The sequence below is a fragment of the Acidipropionibacterium virtanenii genome, assembly GCF_003325455.1.
Classification (GTDB): domain Bacteria; phylum Actinomycetota; class Actinomycetes; order Propionibacteriales; family Propionibacteriaceae; genus Acidipropionibacterium; species Acidipropionibacterium virtanenii.
Genome location: NZ_CP025198.1, coordinates 1,393,212 through 1,412,268 on the forward strand (window position 1 = coordinate 1,393,212; position 19,057 = coordinate 1,412,268).

Consider the following 19,057-nt stretch of genomic DNA (forward strand, 5'->3'; position numbering starts at 1 on the left):
TGAGTTCTCAACCACACGGGGTGTCATCGCCCTCGTCGGCCCTGGACTCGCGCCACAGTGGGGGGCGTGAGTGATCTACCTGCAGCCCTGGCGGTGCCCCTGGAGGACTTCTGCACCCATCTGCGAGCCGACCTGTCGCGCTCGACGCACACCGTCGACGCCTACCGGACAGACCTCACCGAACTGTTCACCGATCTTGCCGCCCATGGCGTCACCCGCCTGGGGGACGTCGGCCTGGCCGACCTGCGCGGCTGGCTGGCCCGCCAGCGCGGCGCCGGAATGGCCCCCGCCACCCTGCAGCGGCACTGGGCCAGCGTCCGGGTGTTCTTCCGCTGGACCCGGGCCGAAGGGCTGACCGCCACTGACCCGGCCGCCGTGCTGCGATCGGCGAAGGTGCCCAAGAGGCTGCCGCGCACCCTGGGCATCGACCAGGCCCGACAGATTCTCGATGACGCGGTGGCGGCCGCCCGGACTGACGAGACCCCCGGAGGGGCCCGCGACGCCGCGATCCTCGAGGTGCTCTACGGCTCGGGCATCCGTGTCGCGGAGCTGTGCGGCCTCGATCTGGACGCCGTCGACCGCGCGCGGGGCACCTTGAGGGTTCTCGGGAAGGGGAACAAGGAGCGGACGGTACCTCTCGGAGACCCCGGCATGAGAGCCCTCGACGCGTGGCTCGGGCGCCGCGGCGAATGGCTCACCGCGGTCTCGGGCGACGCCGTCTTCCTGGGAGCCAGGGGAGGGCGGATCGACCCGCGGGTGGTGCGCCGCGTCGTCCACCAGCACCTGCGCACCGACGCCGAGGCCCCCGACCTGGGGCCCCACGGGCTGCGCCACGCGATGGCCACCCACCTGCTGGAGGGTGGCGCCGACCTGCGCACCGTCCAGGAGATCCTGGGTCACGAGTCCCTGGCGACCACGCAGATCTACACCCACGTGTCCACTGAGAGGCTCCGCAAGGCCTTCAACCAGGCCCACCCGAGAGCCTGACCGGCCGGTTCCGACGAGTTCAGCGCAGATAGGGCATCGGATCGGCGAGCGAGCCGTTGCGCTCCAGACCGAAGTGAAGATGGCATCCGGTTGAGAAGCCTGTGGTGCCCACGATGCCGATCACCTGGCCGCGGGCCACCACGGAGCCGGTAGCCGCGCCGGGGGCCGACAGATGGTTGTAGGTGGTGCGCACCCGGGCGCCGGAGACCATCCCGTGATCGATCACGACCCGGTTTCCCCAGGCCGCGCTGTAGCCCGACTCGACGACCCGTCCGGTCGCCGCGGCCTGCACCGGCGTCCCGCACGCCGCGGCGAAATCCGTGCCGTCATGCAGCTTGTAGATGCCGCGCACCGGGTGGAAGCGCATCCCGAAGGGCGAGGAGATCGGGCCGGGAGCCGGCCGGGAGAAAGTCCCTGGCTGCCCGGCCCCGACGGCCATGGGCATTCCCGGGCCGGCATCGAGGGCGACTGGAGGCTGGGACGGCTTGTGACCGGCCGGCCACAGGCGCACCGGGCTGCGCGTTCTGCTCCCGGACTGCGAGCCCACCAGACTCATCGGGTCCTCGTAGGTCCGGCCGCGCAGCAGCCCCCAGTGGAGGCAGGACACGGCGCAGTGGCTTCCGGCGGTGAGGGTCCCCAGGATCTGCCCCGCCGCGACGGCCTGTCCGACGGCCACGACGGCCAGGACCGGCTGGTGGGTGGTGCGTCGCCCGTCGGGAAGCTGCACCGAGACGGTCGGCGTCCCGGCCACCACTCCGGCGAAGACCACCACCCCCGCGGTGGCCGCTCGCACCGGGTCGCCGATCCCAGCGGCCAGATCGACGCCGCGGTGACCGGCCAGCCACCGCTGGGCCGGTGGGGCGAAGCCATCCAGGACCCTTCCCGTGACCGGTGGCGCGACGCCGACATCGGCCCAGGCGCGGGGTGCGCTGCGGGAGCCGATGGCTGACAGCAGCAGGGCGGCGAGGATCGTGCAGGCCAGGGTGGCGGCCCACTGGCGGGCGGGGGTTCTCAGTGCACCTCTCATACCTCAGTTCTCGCTGCCGGGACCCCCGATCTGTCGATGCCGGCCAGATCTGTGGACAATTTGTCCCGAACACGACTTCGGGCCGTCCCTGTGGACAACTGTTTCAGCGGGCGTCGACGGTGGCGAGGAGACGCAGCTCGGCGCGCACCCAGGCGTCCGCAGGGTTCCGGGCACTGCCACCGCTGAGCAGCCCGTCGAGGTCGTCGGCGAGCCGATGCAGCCCGACACGATGAAGCCTCTCGCAGGCCCCGCCGACACGGCCCGGGAAAGCCCCGCCGACGTGACGCAGGCCCGCATGGGCGGCGTCGGCCAGCAGGCCGGCGACCTCCCGGAGGGTCTGATCGAGCCCATCGCCGGGATCGGGGGCGCCCAGCTGAAGTGGATCGGCGTCCCCACCCTCTGCCAGATCGGGCACCACGACGCCTGCGGGTGTGGCCACCGCCAGCGGATCGATGAGCAGCCGGCCCGACCTGCGGCCCAGCACCCCGCTGATCATCCGAGGCCCCGACGCCAGTGCCGAGGCCAGCGCGTCCAGGCCGGACGGGCAGGCGGGCCGGTACCTGGCCGCCACCGTCGCCCGGTGACCGGCCCGGTCGAAGACGTCAGCGGTGAGCAGCTGGGCTCCCGGACGGTAGCCGATCGGCCCCACCTCGTCGATCTCGACGACCCGCACCGATTCGGCGGCCACCCGTGGACGGACCAGCCGGAAGCCGCGCGCCGCCAGCTGGTCCAGGGCCCGGGCGTAGTCGTCCACCAGCAGGCCCGGCGGGAGGGCCTGCGACCAGATCGCCGGCGGTGTGGTGACGGTGGTCCTGGCCACCCGGTTGCTGGTGAGACTCAGCATCCGGTCCGCGGAGCGTGCGGCCGACTCGGTCACCAGGCAGCCGCGGGCCAGGTCGCCGATCAGCACCCCGCCCGTCCGGTTTCCGACCGTGCTGCGCGGCGGCTCTCCGGCCGGCTGGTGGGAACGGGCTCTCAGCACCACCACGACGGCGGAGTCCACGTCTCCCAGAAAGATGTCGGTGGTCACCGCGACGGGCCCCTCGGTGCGGAAGCCGTCGTCGTCGGATCGCGACACCCTGGCGCCCAGGCCGACCAGGCGCACCCGCCTCATCGGGGTGGTCGCTGCGATCCCGGCGCCCAGGACAGCCGCCGCACCGAGGGTTCGGGCGGCCCGCGCCCGGGCGTGGCCCTCCGCCAGCAGCTCGGCGGTGCGCCGTCGCGAGTACCCGGAGTGGCCGGTGGCGTAGCCGGACAGCTGTTCGGACAGGTCGTCGGCCACCGCCACAGCCCAGCGCAGCCCTGCCCGGTCCAGCCTGGATCGTGCCGCGGCCAGCATCGGGGCGAGGGTAGCGGCGCTCTGCCGGACGCCGTCGATCAGGATGCAGTCGGCGATTCCGGTGAGCTCGTCGGTACGGGCGTTCGTTCCGAGCGCCGCGCCGAGGGACATCTCGACGCGCCGCGACGACCGGTCCGTCCGGTCGGCCTCGCGCCAGGCCAGCGCCGCGACGGCGATGTGCTCGGCCCGGGCCTCGGGGTTGACGTCGGTGTGCGCTGCTCCCAGATCGCCGGGAACCAGGAACCGGACGGTGGCGGGCAGCTCGACCGCGGCCGCATTGGCGCCCACCGCCGGCGAGGAGGGGTCGGGGCGCAGCACCACCGCGACCAGACCGGAGGCGATCCGCGCCCGGGCCGCCTCGAGAACGGCGGTGCCATAGCGCCGGACGAGCTCCTCGTCACCGACCGAGGCCGGCGTCCAGGAGATCCTCCGCGGCGGGGAGCCGATGGGCGAGGTGGGCGATGGCGGCAGTCCCCGGTGGGCGAGCACCGCGGCGAGTATGTGGCGGCACATGCCGGTGGCCGCGCAGGTGCATCGGGCCCCCTCCAGGCCGGAGGCGTCGATGACGGCCGTCGCGCCGTCGTCGAAGTCGGCGGTGACCACCCCGCCGGCATCGACCCGGCATCGTGTTCGGGGAGCATCGGCGAGCCTGCGGGCTCGCTTGACGAGGCCGCGGTTGGTCAGCGCTGACAGCGCGTCCTCGTCCAGCGCCACCAGATCGTCGCGCATCAGAAGCCCCCGATCGTGGCGGCCAGGAACTCGGCGAGGCGGCCCGGTGTCATCGCACCGACCTGGGCGCCAAGATCCGCCAGCCTGGAGCCGAGCCGGTGGTCGAAGTCGGGGGCGCCCTCGTCGTCGAGTGCCGCGAGCACCAGCACGACCGTCCCCTGGTCGAGCAGCTGCGACACCTGTTGGAGCAGCAACCCGGGCGCGCCTCCCTCGTACAGATCCGTGATCAGGACGACCACGGCCCGACGCGGGGCCTCGACCAGCTGGGAGCCGTACTGCACCGCCCGACCGATGTCCGTGCCCCCTCCCAGATGCACCTTCATGAGCAGCTCGACGGGGTCGGTGACGTCAGAGGTGAGATCGACCACCTCGGTGTCGAAGGCCACCAGGTGGGTGCGAATGCCTGGCAGGCCCCACAGACAGGCCGCGGTGACCGCCGAGTGCATCACCGATCCCGCCATCGAACCGGACTGGTCCACCAGCAGGATCACCTGCCAGGGCCTCAGCCTCCGTTGGTCGCGGGTGACGAACAGGGGTTCGGAGATCACCACCCGGCGGTTGTCCGGGTCGTAGTGGCGCAGGTTGGCGCGCAGGGTCCGTCTCAGGTCGAAGTTGCGGCTGTTGCGGACCCGGGTGGGGGTGCGGGTGCGTGCCCCGGAGAAGGCGGTGCGCACCCGGGTCGCCAGGGAGGACATCAGCTCGACGATGACCTTGCGGACCAGTCGGCGGGCGGTCTCCAGCACCTGCGGGTTCATCAGATGTTTGGTCCGCAGAACGGCCTTGAGCATCGCGGTGCTCGGCTCCACCCGGCCCAGTACCGCCGGGTCGGTGAGCAGATCGTCGATCCGGTAACGCTCCACGGCGTCGCGTTCCAAGCGCTCGACGGTCTCGGTGGGGAACAGCCGGGTGATGTCATCGAGCCAGTCGAAGGTCGTCAGCGCGCCGGCGCCCTGGCCCCCGGTGCGTCGGACCCCTCTACGGGCCAGTGACTCGTCGCGGCCGTACAGCCAGTCCAGGGCGGCGTCGCGCCCGGTCGCGGTCTCGTCGAGTTCTCCCAGCGAGGCGGCCGGTTGCCCGAGCATCAGCCGCCAGCGTTCCAGGGCCTCATCCATCATCGCCGCCCCTGTCCACCGGCCCACTCTCGTCCAGCAGCCCGGCGCCCGCCAGCAGCGCCTCGGCGCGAGCCTCCACGGCGGCGGCCTCGGCGATCAGTTCCGGGGCGGCACCCTGCCGGCGAACCAGCGAGGACGCACCGGCCGCCGCATGCCCGTGGAGCCCCAGGACGACGCCGGCCAGGGACTGCCGCTCGGCCGGTGGGAACACCGAGAACGCCTCCCGCAGGCCCGGCAGGCTGACCAGGAACTCCTCCGGGCCCATTGCCGTGACCACCTCGTCGACGGCGCGCATCACCGCCGGTTCGTCGATCGCCTCGTCGCGGGCCAGGGCGAACAGCCCGAAGAGCCAGTCCCCGACAGCGGCGGGCCGGGCCGACCCGCGCACCAGGCGACCCGCATCAGCCGGGGCATCGCCCAGACACCAACACAGGCCGAGGGCGGCCCCGCGCAGCCGCGCCCCGGCCGTGTGGTCGTGCCAGGTGCGCCGGCACACGGCCAGCACCGCGGCCCGGTCGATGCCCGCCGGGCCTGACAGCACAGCGTCCCGGGCGGAGACCAGCGCGCCCACCGTGTCCCGGTCGGGGGGCTCGTCACCGGGGTCGCGGCCCGGTATCGCGCGCAGGCCCTCGACCAGCCACATGATGCGCGGCACGCAGGCCCGTATCGCCGCACCGAGCCCCTCGCCGCCCGCGGATCCGAGAACCCGGTCGTGGCGCCACAGCGTGAGCATCGCCGACAGGCAGACGCCGAGCGAGGCCAGATCGTTCTCCCGGCCGATCCCGGCCCGCAGGTTGTCGACCAGCGAACCGGTGAGTTCACTGAGACCGCACAGAGCCGCGTCCAGCAGAACCGAGGAGGCGACCGCCACAGGGTCGGTTCCGACGTCGGCGGCCCGCTGCGTCAGCGCTGCCATGGCGGCGTCGTGCAGGGTGGCGCCGAACCCGGAGGCCTCGATGACACTCGACTGGCGCATGTCGTCGTCATCGACCCGCCAGGTCTCGTCGAGCACCTCCTCGCTGCCCGTCCAAGGGCCGGCGAGGCGATGGAAGCCGGAGATCGACAGCACCCTGAGGCGATGCAGGACGCGCGAGCGGTCCACCCCGGAAGGGCTCAGCAGCGACATCCGGTGCTTCCCGGTGCTCAGGGCGCACCGGGCGATCTGGGCGTCGACGTCGTGCCACAGGGGAGGCAGGGGGGTGGCCTCGGCCAACCTGCCGGTGGCGTCCCCGGACAGCGCCGCCACCATCTCCACGATCACCGGGTCGGTGGCGGCCTGGATGGTCCCGCGGCGGCCCCAGGGCAGCGGCACGTCGAGGGCTTCGGTGACGAGCGCGGAGGCCAGACCGTCGAGAATGTCGGTGCGGGCCGGCACCGCGTTGCCCCGCAGCCGGGCCAGTCCCTCGGCCATCACGCGGGCCGAGATGAGGTCGGCGGTGGAGGTCGGCTGATGCCTGGCGCGCAGCCGGGCGGCGACATCGGCCATCAGCCCGTCCCCGGCTGCCCGCGGTCCCTCGGCCCACAACCGCTGGTAGTAGCCCGGGGAGGGCATGCCCGACTGGTATCCGGAGAAGGCGTCGAGACGCCGGAAGGAGAAGGGCACCAGGTAGGAGGCCGCCTGTGCGCCCTCGGGCAGTGACGGCACCTGCGGCCATCCGCTCCGCCCGTCATCGGTGCCGATGAGCCGCTCCAGGGCCGGTGCGTGGAATCCGCCGGTGACCACCACGACGTCGTCGCCGTCGTGGCGGGCCGCTCGTACCCAGGAGGCCATGTGGGCCTCGCGTGCGGCGTCGGACTCGTCGGCGGCGGCGCCGCCGCGCAGCATCTCGAACCATGCGGCCAGACGCTCCCCGATGCCGGACGGGTCGGCCACCTCGAAGACGCGATCCCACAGGGCATCGACCGACGCCGCCCCGAATGCGGTCTGCAGCCTCCCGGTCGCCCGTTCGTAGCGCTGGTCGGCGTCGGCGTACCGGTTCTGGCGGTCCGCCAGGGCCGGATGCCAGGCGGGCAGGTCGATGAAGCGCAGCTGCGCCCCTACCCGGGCACCCTCCTGGAGAGCCACCCATTCGGGGGAGTAGTCGCACAGCGGGCTCCAGGAGGAGTGCATGCGGGTCCCGTCCCGGTAGCCGGTGAAGATGGCGATGGGCGGGCGGTGGCCCAGCAGCAGCTCATCGATCCGGTCGTTGAAGTCGGCGGGGCCCTCGATGAGGACGTGGCGGGGCCGGATGGCGGCGATGACCGCGCCGACGTGGCGGGCGCAGGCGGGGCTGTGGTGGCGCACCCCGATGATGGTGACGCCCATCAGCCCGGCAGCAGGTCGCGGGCCTCGCCGAGGGCCAGCCAGACGCGGCCCCGCTTGCGCGGCACCTGCTGCTCGAGGTAGCGGCGCAGCCGGGTGAGGTCCTCGGCGTCGTCCTTGACGGCGGCCCCGCCCATGGTGGCGACGATGTCGGCCGGCTCGGGCTCGCCGCCGCGCAGGAACCAGGCCCGCACCCCCATGGCGTGGGCCACCGAGACCGCCTCGGCGGTGCTCATCACCGTCGACATCCGGTCCATCGCGTCACCCGATTCGGTGCGGCCGGTGCGCAGCTCCCGGAAGGTGGTCACCAGCACCTCCATGACGTCGCGCGGGGGTGCGGCGGGCACCCCTGACTCGCGCAGCAGCCGTGCGGCCTCGTCGACCACCAGCCGGTACTCGGTGTCGAAGTCGGCGATGGGGAAGACGGTCTCGAAGTTGAACCGGCGCTTCAGGGCCGCGCTCATCTCGTTGACGCCGCGGTCGCGGGTGTTGGCGGTGGCGATGACGTTGAATCCCTGCCGGGCGAAGGTCATCGAATCGGGGCCGTTCAGCTCCGGGATGGCCAGGCTGCGCTCCGACAGCAGCGACAGCAGGCAGTCCTGGACCTCCAGCGGGCAGCGGGTGATCTCCTCGAAGCGGACGATCCGGCCCCGACCCATCCCGGTGAGCATCGGTGCGGGCACCAGGGCGCGCGGGGTGGGGCCGTCGGCCACCAGCATGGCGTAGTTCCACGAGTATTTGATCTGGTCCTCGGTGGTGGCCGCCCCGCCCTGGATGGTCAGCGTCGAGTCCCCGGAGATCGCGGCGGCGATGAGTTCGGACAGCAGAGACTTGGCGGTGCCGGGCTCGCCGATGAGCATCAGGCCGCGACTGGTGGCCAGGGTCACCAGGCAGCGGTCCACCAGGGCGGGGTCGCCGACGAACTTGGCGCTGATGCCGTGGGCCTCGTCGCCGCAGATGAATCGACGGGCGGCCTCCAGCGAGAGCGCCCAGCCCGGGGGCCGGGCTGCGTTGTCGTCGCGTCGCAGCGCCTCCAACTCGGCGGCGAAACGCGCCTCAGCGGGCGGCCGCTGGATCTGCTGATCCTCGACGCTCATGAGACCAACCATTCCAGGTCGCGCAGGACCTCGGAGACGAGGACCGGGCCGAGGGCACTCAGATCGCCGTCGGGCTCGTTCTGCCACGAGTAGTCGCCGCGGGTGAGGATCGCCGGACCGAGCTTCTGCTCGGCGAAGTCCTCGAAGTTCGGTTCGCCGATGATGATGCCGGGTTCCAGGGCGATGACCAGGGTCTGGTCCCCGGGAAGGTGGCGGCACACCCATGGCTGGATTCCGGCGTCCTCGGGGGCGGCTCGGTACCAGCCGCGGCTCTCCAGACCAAGGACCTTGGTGGACTTGACGGTTCTGGCCTCGGCACGCCGGATGGTGTTGCTCGACAGCTCCTCGGCGGTGGCTGCCTTCACCGCCCGGCCCAGCTGTTCGAAGGGCTGGAGGATCTCGTAGTCGCCGAAGATCTGCGACCACTCGGCCACCCGGTCGGCGCCGAGCAGCAGCGGATGGGCCACTCTGATCTCCGCTCCGTCGGGAAGCGCGTACCCCTCGTCCTCGACGTCGGCCAGGGTACGGTCCTCGGCCAGGCGGAATCCGGTGGTGACGTCGCCGATCTGCGCGGTCCACACCAGCCGCCGGGCCAGATGCACCATGAAGGGGTGGTCGGCGAACACCGACGCGAAGATCTCCGGTGTCCAGCTGCGCTGGGACACCATCGCCGCCTCCAGGCGCCTCACCTGGTCGGCGGCGATGGCGCGCACCTCCTTCTTCATCATCCGGAACCAGTCGTAGGAGGCCTTGGCGAGCTCCGTGTCGTCCTTGACGCCGGGCTTCGGCAGGGTCTTGCGGCGCACACCCTCCTGACTGACGTAGGGCCTCAGGCTCTCGTCGAAGCCGACGGTGAACCGCCTGGGTCCGTAGTCCAGGGTGCGCGACCCGTCCGCCTCCAGATCGAGATCGGGCACCAGTCTGTCGGCGAGCTCCTCGGCCGTCAGGCCCAGTTCCTCGGCGATCTCGTCGATGAGTGCGACCGCCTGGGCGCGCAGCGGCTTCGACGGCACCTTCCGCGAGATCCGGTGCAGGTGCATCAGGGCGATGTCGGTGCCGATCGCGGCCAGCACGGGCAGGGCGTTGACGGCGCGCCGGTAGCCGCCCTCCTTCGGCCACGCCCGGATGAGCGGGGAGAGCATCCGCACCGTCTCGTCGTCGCCGAGAAGTCCCTGAGCGTCCAGCACCCATCCCTGTTTCGCCGGGTACCCGGCGATCCGCCACCGCTCGAACAGGGCGCGGGCGAAGGCCGCCAGGCTGCCCGCGTCGAAGGATTCCCGGAGCACCTCGACGCCGGCGTAGGGCTCGTCGAGGCGGGACAGCGCCAGAACGGTGACGACGTCGGGCACCATCGTCGCCGGAACGGCGGTATCCGCGCGGGTGAGCAGCGGGGGCAGCGCATTGGGACTCAACCAGGTGGGCGGCTTCGGCATTCGTGACGGCAGCGCCTCCAGAGGGTCGGCGTCCAGGACGGAGTCCAGGGCGGTCCCGACCCCCGGCCCGAAACCTGACGCCGCCTGCTCGACCGCCGGGCGACCCTCCCGCACGGTGATTCGGCGCAGCGCGTTCTCGGCCTCGGAGCGCGCCTTCCCGGGCTTTCCCAGGGCGATCGGGATCAGGCCGGTCACCGCGTCATCGACGTGACGTGCGAACCACTGCTCGGCGACGGGGCGCACCGTCTTGAGGCGCAGCCAGCCGGCCATCACGGTGGCCACCGGGGCCCCGCCCACCGGCATCAGGAGACCGGCGCAGGTGCTCGGCTGGCGGCGTGCGGCGTCCAGAACCATCGGCAGCGCGTCGTCGCCGAACCGTGCCAGCACGATCCGCATCCAGTCCTGGGCGTCCCACAGATCGCGGATCGTCATGCGGGCCAGCAGCGGGCGCAGCAGTGTTTCTGGAGCGTTGATGAGCAGCAACTGGATGTGTCCCCACACCCGCTTGCCGGCCATCACCTCATCGGCCAGCTGCTGCCAGCTCGATGCTGGCGGAGGGTTGCGGCCGCGCTGATAGTTCGGGAGTGCCAGCCACTCCTCCTGCTCGCCGGGCAACCAGTCCAGGCGCGCGTCATCGGGGGCCGCGAGCACCTCGAGCACAGTCTGGGCCGCCCGGGTCCGCTTCCCGGCCCACGGCGGGGAGACGAGGAGGGCGGGGAGCTGCGACGGGTCCGCATCGGGATGGTTCTCCTCGGCCAGAACCGCACGGATGCGGGCCGCCGCCCCGGCCGGAAGCCGATCCGCCACCTCCGCCGCCAGTTCGCGGTCAGACCGCACCCGGGAGACCAGGAGTTCGGCGGACGACCGGTTCGCCGAGGCCCTGCGGGCCAGCAGTTCCAGGGCCGGCCCGGGTCGCCGGTCGATGGCGGTGACGACGGCGACTCCTGCGCGCGCGTCGTCGATGTGGTCTATCAGAAGGCCCAGGGCCTCGTCGGAGGGCAGCTCGGCGAGAAGCGAGTAGTAGTTCCTGGCCGCCGCGGCATCCGGATCGGAGCCGAGAAGGGCCTTCAGAGCCGGTATGGAATCAGCACCGATCCTGTCGACGGCAGTCACCAGATGGGTGAAGCCCGACCCTCCCGCCCAGTAGCTGTGGATCCGGTCGAGGAGCCGGAGGAGCTGGTCGCCGGTGTGGGGCACTGCGAGGGCCAACTTGGGCAGAGGGTCGGTTCCCACCATGGCGGCCTGCGCCCAGTCATCGCGCTCGGGGGCCAGGTACGCCGCCACGAGTCGCTGCGGCGGCGCGCCGGAGGCATAGTCCTCAAGCACCTCGATGACCTGCTCATGGGTGGCGTCGTCGCAGGCCGCGACCGGCGTGCACAGCGCCTCGGCCGCCCACGTCCAATTCGCGGCCCGGGCCTGATCGTTGTCATCGGTGCAGGCCGGCCGCACGATCATCTGCTCGCCGGCTTCCTCGAGGCAGAGCCCGGCGAGCTCGGCGGCACAGGCCACCGCCGAGGACAGGGACATCTGGGCCAGCCACAGCTTCGGCAGGGTCTTCAGCAGCTTGCTCCTGGTGGTCCAGTCGGCTCCCGAGGCAGAGAGCAGGGCCACAGTCATGGCGGCCACTCCGAGGGGACTGGCGGGATCGGCGTCACGGACGGGGGAGGGGCTGGCGGCCACCATCCGGCGCGCCCGGGGCATCAGCGGGGATATGGCCTCCTGGGCGGCCGCGACATCCTCCTGCCGGATCCTCGGTGCCGATGCCGGGCGGTGCCTGTCGCGGTCGGGGAGGATCTGGCGCTGCCAGGCATCGGGAAGCCCGTACCACTCGGGGGTCTGCAACGGCTGTGTCACCGGGGCACTCCTTCGTCTCAGGATCGTTCGTCTCGGGATCGATGGCCGGAACGCTACCGGCACGCACCGACAAGAATGCGGACGTCCGCATGGACGAGGTCGGGTGGTGGTGGGCTGGCGCCCGCCCCGCTGCCCGACGTACACTGTCCGGGCAGTCCGGGCCCTCCCGGGCTGACTTCGCATGCGTCCCGCTCCTTCTGGAGGCCGAGGCCCCGGTCCCGCTACGGCGGGTGGTTCCCGGTGGCGCATCAGGCGGTGGCGATCCCCGTCACCGGACAACCGAGAGGCGCATCCGTGCGCCCTGATGAAAGGACGAGCCCCATGGCCGTCGTCACCACCCGTCAGCTGCTCGAGAGCGGCGTCCACTTCGGGCACCAGACCCGTCGCTGGAACCCGAAGATGAAGCGCTTCATCTTCACCGAGCGCAACGGCATCTACATCATCGACCTGCACCAGTCGCTGACCTACATCGACAAGGCCTACGCCTTCGTCAAGAAGACCGTCGCCAACGGCGGCCAGGTCCTCTTCGTCGGCACCAAGAAGCAGGCCCAGGAGTCCATCTCCGAGCAGGCCAGCCGGGTCGGCATGCCCTTCGTCAACCAGCGTTGGCTCGGCGGCATGCTCACCAACTTCCAGACCATCTCGCAGCGCATCGCACGGCTCAAGGAGCTCGAGGCGATGGACTTCGACACAGTCGCCGGCTCCGGTCTCACGAAGAAGGAGCTGCTCATGCTCTCCCGTGAGAAGGACAAGCTGGCCAAGGATCTGGGCGGTATCCGTGACATGCCCAAGACCCCGCAGGCGGTCTGGATCGTCGACACCAAGAAGGAGCACCTCGCCGTCGACGAGGCCCGCAAGCTGCACATCCCGATCGTCGCGATCCTCGACACCAACTGCGATCCCGACGAGGTCGACTACGCTATCCCGGGCAATGACGACGCCATCCGCTCGGTCTCGCTGCTGACCCGGATCATCGCCGACGCCGCCGCCGAGGGCCTCATGTCCCGTTCGCAGAGCAGCTCCGAGGCCACCGAGGGCAAGACCGCCGCCGAGCCGATGCCCGACTGGGAGCGGGAGCTTCTCGAGGGCTCCGAGAAGGCGGAGAAGCCTGACGAGGCCGAGGCCACCGACGCCCAGGCCGGTGAGCTCGCCGCCGAGGTGGAGACCGCCGAGCAGGCTGAGGAGTCCGCCGCCGAGGTGGAGACCGCCGAGCAGGCCGAGAAGCCCGCTGAGAGCAACTGAGCGTCCCCGCCCATTCACACGACGACAGGATCATTCACACATGGCAATCACTGCTGCTGATGTCAAGAAGCTCCGCGACGCCACCGGCGCCGGGATGATGGACGCCAAGAAGGCCCTCACCGAGGCCGACGGCGATTTCGACAAGGCCGTTGACCTGCTGCGCGTCTCCGGAGCGGCCAAGGCCGCCAAGCGCGCCGACCGCGAGGCCAGCAACGGCCTGGTCGCCGCCTCGGGCAATGCCTTGGTGCAGATCGGCTCCGAGACCGACTTCGTGGCAAAGAACGCCGAGTTCATCGAGGCCGCCGATGGCATCGCCAAGGCGGTCGAGGCCGCCAGGGCCGATGGCAAGGAGGCGGCGTCCGCCGCCGTCGTCGGCGGCGGCGAGACCGTCGCCCAGACCCTCGGCGAGCTGGCCGCGAAGATCGGCGAGAAGATCGAGCTGTCCGAAGCCGCCTACTTCGAGGGCGATGCGCACGTCTACCTGCACCGTCGCTCGGCCGACCTCCCGCCGCAGGTCGGCGTCATGGTCGAGTACACCGGCGACGACGCAGCGACCGTGCACAGCACCTGCCTCCAGATCGCCGCGATGAGTCCCCGCTGGCTCTCCCGCGAGGACGTCCCCGCCGACGTCGTCGAGCACGAGCGCGGGGTCGCCCGCGAGATCGCCCTGGAGGAGGGCAAGCCCGAGAAGATCATCGACCGTATCGTCGAAGGTCGCCTGGGCGGCTTCTACAAGGAGAACTGCCTGCTCGAGCAGCCGGCCGTCTCCGATGACAAGAAGACCGTCGCGCAGCTGCTCAAGGCCGCCGGCGTGACCGTCTCCCGGTTCGTGAGGTTCTCCGCCGGCGACTGATCGACGCCGCCCGGCCGGCTCCTGGCAGCCGACCGGCCCTGAGCGCTGCGGGCCCCGTCCATCGGACGGGGCCCGCTCGCCGTTGCCGCGGGCCGGTGCCCGGCGGCGAGGCGGGCCGATGCTCTAAGCTGAGGCGACAGAACTGCCCCGATCCAGGAGAAACGATGCCCACGCCCTACCGCCGCGTCCTGCTCAAGCTGTCCGGAGAGGTGTTCGGAGGAGGCAAGGTCGGCGTCGACCCCGACGTCATCGCCGAGAAGTCCCGCGAGATCGCCGAGATCGCAGCCAGCGGCGTCCAGGTGGCCGTCGTGGTCGGCGGAGGCAACTTCTTCCGCGGCGCCGAGCTCCAGCAGGGCGGCATGGATCGCGACCGCGCCGACTACATGGGCATGCTCGGCACCGTGATGAACTGCCTCGCCCTCCAGGACTTCTGCGAGAAGGCCGGGGTCGCCACCAGGGTGCAGACCGCGATCACCATGGGTCAGGTCGCCGAGCCGTACATTCCCCGTCGCGCCGAGCGGCACCTCGAGAAGGGCCGGGTCGTGATCTTCGGCGCCGGTTCGGGGATGCCCTACTTCTCCACCGACACCGTCGCCGCCCAACGGGCCCTGGAGATCGGGGCCGACGCCCTCCTGATGGGCAAGCAGGGGGTCGACGGCGTCTACGACTGCGACCCGAAGACCAACCCGCAGGCACGCAAGTTCGACGAGCTGACCTACGATGAGTTCTTGGCGCGCGATCTCAAGGTGGCCGACGCCACCGCCGTGGCGATGGCCCGTGACAACAAGCTCACGATGATCTTCTTCAACCTGGAGAAGAAGGGCAATATCGCCCGCGTCGTGGCCGGGGAGCCGATCGGCACCACCGTCCACGCCTGAGCCAGACACATACCAGACAGATTTCGGAAGGACCCGACAGTGAGTGCAGACATCATCAAGGACGCAGGCAAGAAGATGGAGTCTGCCGTCTCCCACGCTCGGGAGGAGTTCGCGGCCATCCGCACCGGTCGCGCCAACCCGGCGATGTTCAACAAGATCATGGTCGACTACTACGGCGCCATGACCCCCCTCCAACAGCTGGCCAGCTTCCAGGTGCCCGAGGCCCGCACCGTCCTCATCGCCCCCTACGACAAGACCTCGGTCAACGCCGTCGAGAAGGCCGTCCGGGACTCCGACCTGGGCGTCAACCCCTCCACCGACGGCAATGTCGTGCGCTGCGTGCTCCCCAGCCTCACCGAGGAGCGCCGCAAGGAGTACACCAAGATGGCGAAGGCCAAGGCGGAGGAGGGCCGTATCGCGGTCCGCAACGTCCGTCGCTCCGCCAACGACGAGCTCAAGAAGCAGGAGAAGGACAAGGAGATCTCCGAGGACCAGCTCACCCGGCTTGAGAAGGAGCTCGACCAGGCCACCAAGAAGCACGTCGAGGAGATCGACGCGCTCCTGAAGGCCAAGGAGGCCGAGCTGATGGAGGTCTGAGGACCTCCTCGAGGAACACCTGCCGTGACCAGCGCATCACCCGACAGCCAGGACGCGTCCGCGCACCGACGCACCCCCAGGGCAGGACGGGACCTGCCCGCGGCGATCATCACCGGCGTCGTGCTCGTGGCGATCGTCGTCCTCACCGTCTTCTGGTGGCACTGGGGCTTCGTCATCTTCATCGCGGTGATGCTGATCCTCGGCGCGGTGGAGCTGCACCGGGCGATGCAGGGGCTGGGGATGCGTTCGGCCATCGTGCCGATCCTCGTCGGCACCGCGATCATCGTGCTGGGCTCATTCGCGGCGTCCAGTTACGACCTGGGCATCGGCCCCAACACCTTCCTCATCGCCGCCGTCGGCATGACGGCGGTCGCCGCCCTCATGTGGCGGCTGCCCGGTGGTGCCAAGGGCTTCGTCGGCGACGCCGCCGCCAGCCTGTTCACCATCGCCTACCTGCCGCTGATGGGATGCTTCATCCCCCTGATGATGGGCGACGACCTGGGGACCCGGCGGATCCTCTCCTGGATGCTGTGCGTGATCGCCTCGGACACCGGCGGTTACGCCGTCGGCGTGCTCCTCGGCCGCCATCCGATGGCGCCGCGGATCAGCCCGAAGAAGAGCTGGGAGGGGATGATCGGCTCGATCGTGCTGGCGATGGCGGTCGGGGCGGGCTGCACGGTGTGGCTCCTGGGGGCCCCGCCGTGGACGGGTCTGATCCTGGGCGGGGTACTCTCGGTGGTCGGCACCTGCGGGGACCTGGTGGAGTCCATGATCAAACGAGATATCGGGATCAAGGACATGTCGAACTTCCTCCCGGGCCATGGCGGCGTCATGGACCGTCTCGACTCCATGCTCCTGTCGGCCCCCTTCGCCTGGGCGGTCCTCTCGGTGTGCCTGTAGGAGCAGACCACCCCTGAGGAGACCGATGTCCACCGATCCGCGCCCTGCCACGTCCCCGTCGGGACTGGTGCTGCCGATCACTCCGCTGGCCGAACCGGGCACGGAGATGCCGGTGGTGGTGCGCTCCACGAGTCGCGCCAGACCGCCCAGGCACTGGATCGACCTGAGCGTCGAGGAGAGGGTGGACGCCGTCAAGGAGCTGGGCCTGCCGGGATTCCGGGCCAAGCAGATCTCCGAGCACGTCTTCGCCCACCACGATCTGGATCCCCAGGAGTGGACCGACCTTCCCAAGGCCGCCCGCGGCCCCATCGCCGACGCCTGGTTCCCGGAACTGCTCACCGAGGTGTCACGGCAGTCCTGCGACAACGGCACCACCGTGAAGACCCTCTGGCGGCTGCACGGCGGATCCCTGGTGGAATCGGTGCTCATGCACTATCCGGCCACCCGTCACAACTCGGCGCGCACCACCCTGTGCATCTCCTCCCAGGCCGGCTGCGGCATGGCCTGTCCCTTCTGCGCCACCGGCCAGGGCGGCATCCAGCGCAACATGTCGACCGCCGAGATCGTCGCCCAGGTGCTGGCCGCCGACCGGCTGCTCGCCTCCGGAGCGGTGCCCGGCGCGGGCCGGGTGAGCAACATCGTCTTCATGGGCATGGGCGAGCCGATGGCCAACTACAGGTCGGTGCTCGCCGCGGTGCGCAGTTTCATCGCCCCGGCCCCCCACGGCATCGGGATGAGCGCCCGGGGGATCACCATCTCCACCGTGGGCCTGATCCCCAGGATCAAGGCGCTCACGGAGGAGGGCATCCCCGCCACCCTCGCGGTCTCGCTGCACGCACCCGATGACGAGCTGCGCGACGAGCTCATCCCCGCGAACAAGCGCTGGAAGGTCGACGCCCTGCTCGACGCCGCATGGGAGTACGCCCGGACCACCGGTCGACGGGTCTCCATCGAGTACGCCCTGATGCGCGACATCAACGACCAGGCCGACCGGGCCGCCGTGCTGGCCCGCCAGATCCGCCGTCGCGGCGACTGGACCTGGGCCCACGTCAACCTCATCCCGCTCAACCCCACCCCGGGATCCCGGTGGACGGCGTCGCGGCCCGAGGACCAGGACGCCTTCGTGAAGACTCTGGAGCGCTGGAAGATCCCGGTGACCGTGCGGGACACCCGGGGCAAGGAGATCGACGGCGCATGCGGCCAGCTCGCCGCCAGAGGCCGGGCCGAGGGTGCCGGCGTCTGAGCCCGTGAGCCTCCGCTGGCCGGCACATCCGCATCTCAGAATGTAACCATCCTGTTTCAGGATGGGAGAATGCCAGAGCCACGCGGCGCACGCCGAGCGGGTGCGCTCTACCAGGAGGTTCCATGGATACTCAACTGCAGAAGGTGTACGACCAGGTCCTGAGGAGGAATCCCGGAGAGGTCGAGTTCCATCAGGCCGTCAAGGAGGTCTTCGACAGCCTCGGCCCGGTGCTCCGCAAGAAGCCCGAGTACGTCGAGGGTGCCGTGCTCTCGAGGATCTGCGAGCCCGAGCGCCAGATCATCTTCCGTGTCCCGTGGGTCGACGACGCCGGCCGGGTCCGCATCAACCGCGGCTTCCGGGTGGAGTACTCCTCGGTGCTCGGACCGTACAAGGGCGGCCTGCGGTTCCACCCCTCGGTCTACCTGGGCATCATCAAGTTCCTCGGATTCGAGCAGATCTTCAAGAATTCGCTGACCGGCATGCCGATCGGTGGCGCCAAGGGCGGCTCGGACTTCGACCCGCACTCGGCCTCCGACGGCGAGGTGATGCGGTTCTGCCAGTCCTTCATGACCGAGCTCTACCGCAACCTGGGGGAGCACACGGATGTGCCCGCCGGTGACATCGGCGTCGGCGCACGCGAGATCGGCTACCTCTTCGGCCAGTACAAGCGCATCACCAACCGGCACGAGTCCGGGGTGCTCACGGGCAAGGGACTCACCTGGGGAGGGTCCCTGGTCCGCACCGAGGCCACCGGGTACGGCGTGGTCTACTTCGTCAAAGAGATGCTCGAGGAGATCGGCACCCAGCTGGAGGGCCGCCGCGTCACGGTGTCGGGATCGGGCAATGTGGCCACCTACGCCATCGAGAAGGCCCAGCAGCTGGGCGCCAAGGTGGTGGCCTGCTCCGACTCCAGCGGCTACATCGTCGACGAGGAGGGAATCGATCTCGAACTGCTCAAGCAGATCAAGGAGGTCGAGCGGGCACGTATCCACTGCTACGCGGAGCGCCGCCCCTCGGCCGTCTTCTCCGACACCGGCTCCATCTGGGACGTGCCGGTCGACGTGGCACTGCCCTGCGCCACCCAGAACGAGCTGGACGACGAGGCCGCGGCCACCCTGGTCGCCAACGGTGCGGTGGCGGTCGCCGAGGGCGCCAACATGCCCTGCACGCCCGCGGCCATCGGCGTCTTCCAGGATGCCGGGGTCAAGTACGCGCCCGGGAAGGCCTCCAACGCCGGCGGTGTGGCCACCTCCGCCCTGGAGATGCAGCAGAACGCCGCCCGCGACTCGTGGAGTTTCGAGGACACCGAGCAGAAGCTGCACCAGATCATGCACGACATCCACGACCGCTGTTCCGAGACCGCAGAGGAGTACGGCCAGCCCGGCAACTACGTGCTGGGTGCCAATATCGCCGGCTTCACCAAGGTGGCCGACGCCGTCATCGCGATGGGCGTGGTCTGATCGG

General features: G+C 70.7%; 14 protein-coding genes. 8 read left to right on the top strand and 6 right to left on the bottom strand.

Annotated elements, in window-relative coordinates; translation table 11 throughout:
* Positions 1-57: 57 nt before the first annotated feature.
* The gene (locus tag JS278_RS06430; RefSeq protein ID WP_114044453.1) at positions 58-987 is read left to right on the top strand and encodes a tyrosine recombinase XerC; all 930 of its coding nucleotides are present in this window, start codon (positions 58-60) and stop codon (positions 985-987) included.
* Between the two features lie 19 nt (positions 988-1,006).
* On the opposite strand, the gene JS278_RS06435 is transcribed toward JS278_RS06430, so the two are convergent.
* The 6 genes from JS278_RS06435 to JS278_RS06460 form a co-directional block, all read right to left on the bottom strand.
* Positions 1,007-2,014 carry a M23 family metallopeptidase gene (locus tag JS278_RS06435; protein ID WP_114044454.1) on the bottom strand — a complete coding sequence of 336 codons (1,008 nt, stop codon included), beginning with the start codon at positions 2,012-2,014 and terminating at the stop codon, positions 1,007-1,009.
* A gap of 103 nt (positions 2,015-2,117) precedes the next feature.
* Complete coding sequence (locus JS278_RS06440; RefSeq protein WP_114044455.1) at positions 2,118-4,082, bottom strand: SWIM zinc finger family protein; 1,965 nt, start codon at positions 4,080-4,082, stop codon at positions 2,118-2,120.
* Positions 4,082-5,197 carry a VWA domain-containing protein gene (locus JS278_RS06445; protein WP_114046167.1) on the bottom strand — a complete coding sequence of 372 codons (1,116 nt, stop codon included), beginning with the start codon at positions 5,195-5,197 and terminating at the stop codon, positions 4,082-4,084. Before JS278_RS06445 ends, JS278_RS06440 begins: the two co-directional genes overlap by 1 nt.
* Entirely contained in the window at positions 5,187-7,499 is a 2,313-nt protein-coding gene (locus tag JS278_RS06450; RefSeq protein WP_114044456.1) for a DUF5682 family protein, read from the bottom strand. The genes JS278_RS06445 and JS278_RS06450 overlap by 11 nt, the downstream gene beginning before the upstream one ends.
* Positions 7,499-8,593, bottom strand: a complete 1,095-nt coding sequence (locus JS278_RS06455) for an ATP-binding protein (protein ID WP_114044457.1) — start codon at positions 8,591-8,593, stop codon at positions 7,499-7,501. Before JS278_RS06455 ends, JS278_RS06450 begins: the two co-directional genes overlap by 1 nt.
* Positions 8,590-11,880, bottom strand: coding sequence for a DUF4132 domain-containing protein (locus tag JS278_RS06460; protein WP_147243166.1), 3,291 nt, complete (start codon positions 11,878-11,880; stop codon positions 8,590-8,592). The genes JS278_RS06455 and JS278_RS06460 overlap by 4 nt, the downstream gene beginning before the upstream one ends.
* A gap of 321 nt (positions 11,881-12,201) precedes the next feature.
* On the opposite strand from JS278_RS06460, the gene rpsB reads away from it, so the two are divergent.
* The 7 genes from rpsB (at position 12,202) to gdhA (ending at position 19,053) form a co-directional block, all read left to right on the top strand.
* Positions 12,202-13,122 (top strand): 30S ribosomal protein S2, encoded by a 921-nt coding sequence (rpsB, locus tag JS278_RS06465; RefSeq protein ID WP_114044459.1) that lies wholly within the window; start codon positions 12,202-12,204, stop codon positions 13,120-13,122.
* Positions 13,123-13,162: 40 nt separating this feature from the next.
* Positions 13,163-13,975, top strand: coding sequence for a translation elongation factor Ts (gene tsf, locus JS278_RS06470; protein ID WP_114044460.1), 813 nt, complete (start codon positions 13,163-13,165; stop codon positions 13,973-13,975).
* Between the two features lie 164 nt (positions 13,976-14,139).
* Positions 14,140-14,853: a UMP kinase gene (gene pyrH, locus JS278_RS06475; RefSeq protein ID WP_114044461.1), complete on the top strand. Its 714-nt coding sequence runs from the start codon at positions 14,140-14,142 to the stop codon at positions 14,851-14,853.
* Positions 14,854-14,928: 75 nt separating this feature from the next.
* Positions 14,929-15,450: a ribosome recycling factor gene (frr, locus tag JS278_RS06480; RefSeq protein ID WP_220150068.1), complete on the top strand. Its 522-nt coding sequence runs from the start codon at positions 14,929-14,931 to the stop codon at positions 15,448-15,450.
* Between the two features lie 24 nt (positions 15,451-15,474).
* The gene (locus JS278_RS06485) at positions 15,475-16,350 is read left to right on the top strand and encodes a phosphatidate cytidylyltransferase (RefSeq protein ID WP_114044463.1); all 876 of its coding nucleotides are present in this window, start codon (positions 15,475-15,477) and stop codon (positions 16,348-16,350) included.
* Between the two features lie 25 nt (positions 16,351-16,375).
* The gene (gene rlmN / locus JS278_RS06490; RefSeq protein WP_114044464.1) at positions 16,376-17,593 is read left to right on the top strand and encodes a dual-specificity RNA methyltransferase RlmN; all 1,218 of its coding nucleotides are present in this window, start codon (positions 16,376-16,378) and stop codon (positions 17,591-17,593) included.
* Between the two features lie 122 nt (positions 17,594-17,715).
* Positions 17,716-19,053 (top strand): NADP-specific glutamate dehydrogenase, encoded by a 1,338-nt coding sequence (gdhA, locus tag JS278_RS06495; RefSeq protein ID WP_114044465.1) that lies wholly within the window; start codon positions 17,716-17,718, stop codon positions 19,051-19,053.
* Positions 19,054-19,057 lie beyond the last annotated feature (4 nt).